Source organism: Colwellia sp. BRX8-9, from assembly GCF_014077245.1.
Taxonomy (GTDB): domain Bacteria; phylum Pseudomonadota; class Gammaproteobacteria; order Enterobacterales; family Alteromonadaceae; genus Colwellia_A.
The window spans coordinates 1-8,104 of record NZ_JACGVN010000043.1; the positions used below are offsets into that span (position 1 = coordinate 1).

At 34.3% G+C, this 8,104-nt stretch carries 11 protein-coding genes and 1 rRNA gene; 11 read left to right on the forward strand and 1 reads right to left on the reverse strand.

What is annotated here, in order from left to right:
* The 11 genes from rrf to H4J70_RS20150 form a co-directional block, all read left to right on the forward strand.
* A 5S ribosomal RNA gene (gene rrf / locus H4J70_RS20100) occupies positions 1-105 on the forward strand; the annotation flags it as partial.
* Positions 106-1,124: 1,019 nt separating this feature from the next.
* Complete coding sequence (locus H4J70_RS20105; RefSeq protein WP_182222993.1) at positions 1,125-1,643, forward strand: DUF1697 domain-containing protein; 519 nt, start codon at positions 1,125-1,127, stop codon at positions 1,641-1,643.
* A 118-nt stretch (positions 1,644-1,761) separates the two neighbouring features.
* The gene (locus tag H4J70_RS20110; protein WP_182245136.1) at positions 1,762-2,301 is read left to right on the forward strand and encodes an ArsR family transcriptional regulator; all 540 of its coding nucleotides are present in this window, start codon (positions 1,762-1,764) and stop codon (positions 2,299-2,301) included.
* A gap of 75 nt (positions 2,302-2,376) precedes the next feature.
* Positions 2,377-2,727 (forward strand): hypothetical protein, encoded by a 351-nt coding sequence (locus H4J70_RS20115; protein ID WP_182218621.1) that lies wholly within the window; start codon positions 2,377-2,379, stop codon positions 2,725-2,727.
* A 130-nt stretch (positions 2,728-2,857) separates the two neighbouring features.
* The gene (locus tag H4J70_RS20120; RefSeq protein ID WP_182245135.1) at positions 2,858-3,217 is read left to right on the forward strand and encodes a hypothetical protein; all 360 of its coding nucleotides are present in this window, start codon (positions 2,858-2,860) and stop codon (positions 3,215-3,217) included.
* A gap of 142 nt (positions 3,218-3,359) precedes the next feature.
* Positions 3,360-3,869, forward strand: coding sequence for a DUF6265 family protein (locus tag H4J70_RS20125; protein WP_182251782.1), 510 nt, complete (start codon positions 3,360-3,362; stop codon positions 3,867-3,869).
* 126 nt (positions 3,870-3,995) lie between these two features.
* Complete coding sequence (locus H4J70_RS20130) at positions 3,996-4,457, forward strand: DUF2846 domain-containing protein (RefSeq protein WP_182218627.1); 462 nt, start codon at positions 3,996-3,998, stop codon at positions 4,455-4,457.
* 117 nt (positions 4,458-4,574) lie between these two features.
* Positions 4,575-5,153 (forward strand): hypothetical protein, encoded by a 579-nt coding sequence (locus H4J70_RS20135; protein WP_182251783.1) that lies wholly within the window; start codon positions 4,575-4,577, stop codon positions 5,151-5,153.
* Between the two features lie 116 nt (positions 5,154-5,269).
* On the forward strand, positions 5,270-5,503 hold the full coding sequence (locus tag H4J70_RS20140; protein WP_182218630.1) for a hypothetical protein: 234 nt from the start codon (positions 5,270-5,272) through the stop codon (positions 5,501-5,503).
* Between the two features lie 90 nt (positions 5,504-5,593).
* Complete coding sequence (locus H4J70_RS20145; RefSeq protein WP_182251784.1) at positions 5,594-5,887, forward strand: hypothetical protein; 294 nt, start codon at positions 5,594-5,596, stop codon at positions 5,885-5,887.
* Positions 5,888-6,218: 331 nt separating this feature from the next.
* Positions 6,219-6,863 (forward strand): NAD(P)H-binding protein, encoded by a 645-nt coding sequence (locus H4J70_RS20150; RefSeq protein ID WP_182251785.1) that lies wholly within the window; start codon positions 6,219-6,221, stop codon positions 6,861-6,863.
* 354 nt (positions 6,864-7,217) lie between these two features.
* Here the strand turns inward: H4J70_RS20150 and H4J70_RS20155 are convergent, their stop codons facing one another.
* Positions 7,218-7,610, reverse strand: coding sequence for a biopolymer transporter ExbD (locus H4J70_RS20155; protein ID WP_182218634.1), 393 nt, complete (start codon positions 7,608-7,610; stop codon positions 7,218-7,220).
* Positions 7,611-8,104: the final 494 nt, after the last annotated feature.

The window sequence follows — 8,104 nt, forward strand, 5'->3', positions numbered from 1 at the left end:
ATAGCACTGTGGCACCACCTGATCCCATTCCGAACTCAGAAGTGAAACGCAGTAGCGCCGATGGTAGTGTGGGAGTTCCCATGTGAGAGTAGGACATTGCTAGGCTTCTAATTAAGAGAAACCCGATTCGAAAGAGTCGGGTTTTTTGCTTTCTGGCGTTTGAAAACACAAGATTTGTAACTAATATAGTAGTAGCGCCAACAGTAGTGTGACTTATGTCCGACATGCCCATGTGAGAATAGGACATTGCTAAGCCTCTATTTACAGAAACCCGATCCGAAAGAGTCGGCTTTTTTGCTTTCTGTCGTTTGAAAACTTAGCAGAATAACCCTTCATAATCGCGTTTGCTTAGTAAGCGAATTACATCCTGATGCACCACTGTAAATGACGACAAAATCATTCATTGATTTTAGGTGGCGGTAAGAAGATCACTATCTCAATAATATAAGAAGTAGTGATTACTTCGCGTGTATTGTTGAACTTAAAATATTTATAATATATTTTCTGATGACCTAGCCTTGTGTTACTAGTGATAAGTCTCAGTAATATCCAAATAGTGATGAAATTTAAAAGTTCACTGTTCCTAAATTGTTAAAAATATGTGATATTAATGAGTAATAAATTTAATTTATGGATGTACATTAGTGAGTAGTCTCCATATAAGCTGTTGAACTAAACCGCTTATCGGGGAGTACCAGCTCCCTGATATATCAATGCATCATAGTATTATGCTTATAATTGATAATACTTAATAAAAATAACCAAACTAGGAATGTCATTAATGGATAATTCAGGGAAAGAAATAGTAAAGTATGGAATTACATTTGGAACAGCTCTTTCAATTGCTATTTCATGGAGCGTAAATAAGTCAATCTTATGGGCAATTCTGCACGGTTTCTTGTCTTGGGCATATGTGATTTGGCATGTATTGACACGATAAAAAATTATTGAATGGTGTTAAGTTCTACTTAATTATCATTTAGTTAAAATGGCTTATTTTGAATGTGTTGATACTAACAAAGCATTCAAACGGATAAAAGACAGTTGGCTGGTTTCATTCCGTTCGCTATTTTAGCCAACAATTTCGCGCCGCTAGTTAGGCGTTAGACATTTAAGGGAATTTGGTGCAAAAATTCATCGTATTATTCAGAGGGATCAATGTTGGGGGCAATAATATATTACCGATGAAAGAGCTTGTCCCGCTTTTGGAACAAAGTGGCTATGAAAGTGTTTCATCATATATCCAAAGTGGCAATATCGTTTTAAAAAGCCCTAAAAATCCAACAGAGCAAGTGCAAAGTATTATATCCAAGAACTTTGGCTTTGCTCCTGCGGTTTTTTCTTTAGAAGAATCAGTGTTCTCAACATCAGCTTTAAATAATCCATACAAAGAATTTGAAGGTAAATTTGTACACTTTTACTTTTGTAAAAATAATATCAACCTAGTTCAAGATAAGTTAAATAAATATATATCAAGTTCTGAAGAGTATACAGTTAAAGGTAATGTCCTTTATTTATATGCACCTGAAGGCATAGGTCGTTCAAAACTAGTAGCAAATGTAGAGTCTTGTTTAGGTCAAAGTGCGACAGGTAGAAATCTAAATACTATTAATAAAATTAGCACTATGCTAAAAAATGCATAACAGGAACTTCAAAGGGAAAATATAAAGTTGGCTGTATTCACTCCGTTCAACATTTTAGCCAACTATATTTTTGCGCCTAACTAGGCGTTATTTTTTTTCAAAGTCAGGTGTAAAGTAAATGAAAGTAAGTAACCCTCTAACAATTATTGCTATTTTTGCGGGTACAGCAGAGGCTTTTGCAACAGGGGCTTTAATTGCATTACCTCCCGAAGTTCAATCTATATTTGTGTACTTTGTAATGTTATTCCCATTACTTATCGTCTTAATTTTTTTTGGTGTGCTTATTTTTAAACACCATGTCTTATATGCCCCCAGTGACTTTGATGATCAAACTGATTTTCTTCAAATAAATAACATTAAAAAGGCAGTTACTAACGCAACTCAAAAAGCTATTTCAGATGCAACTGCAAGCGGCAAAAAAATTGATCCTAAAAAGGTTGCAGAATCAACGATAGAAGAAATGGAGGTAAGCCTAAATGAACAGGTACTCAATTACCTTAAAGAGCACCCTAATGAGGCTTTCACTTCAAGAGGTCTCGCTCATATTCTTTTAACAAGTACAAATTTAGTAACCTTTTCGTTGTACTATTTAGAGAGCGTAGGTTATATAAATAAAGGTAAAGATGGTACGACACTAGTTTGGCAAATAAAACTATAAGTCTTTCAAAAGGAATAAAAAATTTGATTTTTTACTCCTTTGTAACTAATTTTATCTAGCTATCTAGGAGTATTCATGAATTGGTTGAAGCTTTCAAATGACGAAATATTGGAAATAGTTAATCCTATAATGGATAACCTTATGGATGCTTCCACTGAAATTGACCATGAAAAGCATGTGCGAGACTTTAGTGACAATATGAAAAGTATCGTCACTAAAGATGAACTTGAAAAACAGTGCAAAGCATATCAAGAAACTCTTGGTTTTTTTACAAAACGAGAGTTGGTTGGTGTTATTAGAAAAAAAAGTGACGTAAGGGTTTTCTGGAAACAAGGGTATTCAAAATCAGATGATGAGTTCTTAGCTTTCGTTCACATAATACAGCGCAATGGAACGTTGGAAGTTGTAAATGCTTCTGTATCATAGTAAAAATAGCAAGTTATTCAAACCTACGCTAAAAATTGTTGGCTAAGTCCGCTTCGCCTCACATGTTAGCCAACTATAAAAAGCCTCTTAATGGGGTGCTAAAAATCTAAATAAAGTAACGGAGTACGCTATGAAATTTATTTATCTAATGCTACCAATGCTGGTATCTCTTTCCGGTTGCAACCAATCGGACTCTGACAATAATATTGAAGTATATATAAGTACAGGGGAGTTACAGTGTCAGGATAATGGTTTATCAATATCATTAACTAAGAGTTATCTGCAAGAAGCCGGTATTGAAGTTAAAGCTGAAAGTTGTGGTAATTTAATACTGGTTGATTACCCCTCAGTCTGTGGAGGGGGAACAGGAAAGTTACATGTGTTTACTATTCACGAAAACCATTCGCAAACTGCTGAAAATATAGGGTTTACTATACCTGATAGTACAGTTGGTGGCGGTGATTATGCCAAAGTCGAGTGTAGTGATTAACGATTTATAAAAAGTCATTCAAGCAGAAAAAGTAACAGTTAGCTATAAAATACTCCTTCGTTGTTTATTTTAGCTAACAATTAAAAGCTTCTTAATGGGCGTTATGTGGTCAGATTATTCCAACTTGTCATGGAGCAATAAAATGATTAAAAAAAGTGCACTTTGTTTCCTTATGCTATTTTGTTTTGATATTTTAGCAAATGATAAATTCCCTAACATATTATTCTTAGAAGGTAAGCAGCAGTCACCTGCTGCTGATTTAAGTGTAGTGAAATGGCTTTCAGGTCATTGGAGAGGGGAAGCATTTGGTGGCCTCATTGAAGAAGTATGGTCGCCTGCTGTTGGCGGGAGCATGATGGGAGCATTTAAGCTTGTTGTTGAAAATGAAGTACAATTCTATGAAATTGAGACAATATCCGAAGAAAATGGAACACTTATCTTTAGATTAAAGCATTTTCATAGAGACTTAAAAGGATGGGAGAAGAAAGATAAAACTATTGATTTTGTATTGGTCAAAGTTATGGAAAATAAAGTTTACTTCAACGGCATGACTATTGAGAAGGTTAACGACAACGAAATTAATATATATGTTGCTATTGAAGACAATGGAAGTACAACTGAAGAAAAGTTTTCTTATACAAGAATTAATTGAGACTTCGGTTCGTAACTACATAAAAGCCATTCAAGCAGGACAAATCTCAGTTGGCTTTTGCTCCTGCGTCGCTATTTTAGCCAACAATTATTTGTCTCTTAATGAGGCGTTATGAGGTTTTTGAAATTGAGAGTATTATTTCTGATTATATGCACACTACTTTTTAGTGGATGTTCTGCTTCTGGAGATCGGTTTAAAGGTTTTGAAAATACAGCTGTAAATAAGAGTTCTTTATATATTTATAGGCCATCTAAATTCTTTCAAGGGGGAACTTGGCCAACCATTTTTATCGATGGTAAAGAAAAGTTTTCTTTAAAAAATTCTGGTTATGTCTTAACTCACCTAGAGCCGGGGGCACATGAGATAAAAATAGGTTCAACTTCATTTCTAGATAATTGGATTTTTGGAGATGTAATTGGAAATATTGATATGGAAAAAGGTAAGACATACTACTTAAGGTTCGATATAGAATTTCAAGATGCAACATCAATGGGGACAGTGATGTCATTTTCGGGGGCTGCGGGATTAATTGAAGTTAATAAAGAACAAGCTGCAAACGATTTAAAAGTACTTAATTCGAGTATGTAGCCTCATAATAAGCCATTAAAGCAGAGCTTTTTACCGTCGCTAGGTTCCGCTCCGTTTGATATTTTAGCCAACAATTAAAAGCCTCTTAACGTGGCGTTATGCTACTAAGGAAAGTTAGTGTTTAAAATTATAGTATTATTATCAAGTTTATTTATTGCTTCGTGTGCGACTGTCGCACCCATTGTAAATTCAAATAGCCCTATTAACATTTATGGTGTAACGACACTCCCTCCACAAAATGGAGATTGGGTGGTTATTACAGCTTCAGGCTATCAATCATCTCTTGGGAGTAAAGGCGTTAATAAAAATGAATCGCAAGTTGTAAATGTTTCTATATTTCAATTGCCAAGTTTAGATTCAGATAAAAAGTTTCTAGAATATATTGTTAGTTCGAGAGCATCTGCCCCAAATACGGGGCGATTTGAAAACAAAGAAAACACCGAAAACCTTTCATCACTTAATGGTGCAGTTTGTGTTAAATACCATTCAATATCTCAAGATACTAATGCTAAAATTCAAGGAGGCAAAGCCTCAATGTTATTTGAAAGTATTGGCTATAATTGCCAACATCCTAAAAAAAACACAGTAGGTGTAAATATTGAGTACTCTAGTCGTTACTTTGTAGATACTGGATATTCAACATTACAAAACGATAGTGATGCGTTTTTTAATAATATTCAGTTCACCGAGTTTTAATAGCATAAGCCATTCAAGCAGGAAAAATAACAGTTGGCTATATACTCCTTCGTTGTTTATTTTAGCTAACATTCATTTGTCCCTTAATAGGGCGTTAGGGTATAAGGTCACAATTTATGGATATTATTCAAGTTGATGGTTTAGACGTTTTAACTTCTTCATTTAATTCTTATGACGAATTAATAAATATGGAGTTGCAACAAGATCAGATTAGTGACGTTTTCCCATATAAAGGGAATACGTTAAGCTATGCTTTTGTAAAATCAGGTATATCACTTGGTTATTATAAAATATTATCAGCAAAGCGATTAACATCAAAAAAAACATCGTTTACTCTTCATAAGCAATAAGCCCTAACAATAACTCGAACGGAAGATACAGTTGGCTGTTTTCACTTCGTTTTCCTTTTAGCCAACTATATTTTTTGAGAGGTTTGAGCATTGGTCCCATATTTACTAGCTGGATTATCTATATTAATTGCAGGTGGCGTTCATTGGAAACTTCCTAACTCATTTTGGCAAGCATCAATGTATTCAACCCTGGCCATTGTTGTTGTATCACTATTATTTATTTTTGTTTTTCAGTCTAATTACCTAGGCTTAGACGAAAATACAGCCGAAACGGCTAATATTGGTGTAGCAGTTTTACTCGTATCTGCACTTGTTTCATTTTTTGGTTTGTTAGTCTCTTTAATGGTTGGTTATTTTCTAATAATAGTGAGATCGTCGGTATAAAAACATCACCAGAATTTAAATAGGGATAAAATACAGTTGGCTAACGGCCGTTCTAATATAATTGGGTAGCATAACCGATGTAATTATTGCGTTGGACTACTTTTATCTACTTATATAAAAGAACTTCAGAGACACCATGCCAATAACAAAGCTACAAGCCAATATAGACCGACGATAAATTGTCAGCTAGTATAGGTTTTCATAAATTCCAGTTAACAATGATTATCTTTTTAACGAGGTGTTATCTTATCCCTGCATTAATTCTGCTCAATATATTTTCGACACAGTAAAAAAAGCATCAATTTTCTGGGATAATACTAGAGAGAGTGTAATGGCAAAAAAAGCTATAGTTATAGGCGCTACCGGGTTAGTCGGTCGGGCGATAGTTGATCAACTCGTTAGCAGTGACCATATTAGTGAAATTATTACACTAACACGTAGGCCTTCCCCACATACATCAACAAAAGTTTGTAATCAAGTCGTGGACTTCGAACACCTCAATAATTACATCACACTATTTCATGCGGACATTTTATTTTCATGTCTTGGTACAACAGTTAAGCAAGCGGGTTCAATCGTGGAACAAGGTAGAGTAGATCTTGATTACCAGTTTGAAGCAGCACAATTAGCAGTACGCAACGGTGTTAATCACTACCTACTCGTTTCTTCTGCTGGGGCTAATGATCAAAGTAATAATTCGTATCTGAAAATGAAAGGTCTTTTGGAGCAGAGAATAAAACAATTACCCTTTAAACGTATTAGTATTTTTCAACCGTCATTACTACTTGGTCAACGAACAGAATTTCGCTTAGGTGAAAAAATGGCTAGTTGGTTCATGCCTATTTTATGCATTATACCCTTGCTACGACGCTTCCGCCCGATAACGGGTGAGCAAGTAGCAGCAAGAATGGTCTTGTCTAGCCAGGAGCTTGGTCCGTCAATAGAGATTTTTTGTCTTGATGAAGTTTTTATTTAGTGATCAACAGCATTATACATAGGTAGACTTATTACCAGATTAATAATTTTTTACTAAAAAAAATATTAAGTAGGGAGTAGGTTAAGCGCCGGGGGTAATGAGTTAATCGTCTCTTGTAATAAGAGTGTATTAGCTGTCGTTAATAGTCTGCTTTGTCTATGTAAAAGCTAATAACACAAGCTAGATGCCAAGTACTTGATTGTTACTGTTAGCATTAACAGAGTTAAATGTCATTATAGTGACTAGCAGGTTATACAAACTAATATGATTGACCTTAATATATCGAAGCACATATATAACAGGAACTTGAGTTTAAAGGGTTAGCCCATCAAAAGACTAACCCTCATATATAAACTATTTGCCTATAGATACCGTAAGCCCACCAACCATAGTTATGTGATCGATAACCTTAACTACATTATCATAATTTGTATTTGCGTGAGGGATCACAACAGCAGCAGATACTGGGTTAGTAGCCATATAATTTTCTATATTTGCTGGTAGTCTTTCAATATCTGTAATTCTACCATTTAAGGAAACAAGACCATTTTCATTTACTCTTATAAGTAACATAGGATTATTATTCTGATTAGGATTGCCGCCATCGGGTTTATTCACTAAGAAACCTTGTTCTTTAACAAATGAGGTGGTCACAATAAAGAATATTAAAAGGATAAAAACAATATCAAGCATAGGTGTCATATCTGCTTCAGCTTTTTGGTCTTCATAAAGTCTATTTCTTCTCATCCTGGCACCTCAATATTTGTTAGTTACATTCTACGAGTTATTTCGTATATCTTTTAGATTAGTTCAAATTATCGATAAAACAATATAGATACGAATTTATTCGTAAATAAGTAAAAACAAAACGACTAATTAATAGGAGAGATGAGTAAATTAATTAAATATGCAGCACATCATATTGATATTTGTACGCTGAAGAATACTATTTGATCTTCGACATGATGAGTTAAAGTAAAAATAGGGCCAGATTTATAGTACTTATAAATAGCTGTAGGGGAGTTATTAGTAGATATATGTTTTAATATCATCCTGTCTGCTTGTTTTTCATTCGAACAAACAAAAAGATGAAAATAGTGCTTGATAGTTTTTAGAAAATGTCTAGAATGCGCTCCAGTTCCAAGGGGTTCAGTCAAAACGAACCACGAAAGAGCTGTTTTGATAAGTTATCTACATCACTTTAGAGTAAAGTAGTTAACTTAACGTTTTATAGATAAGGT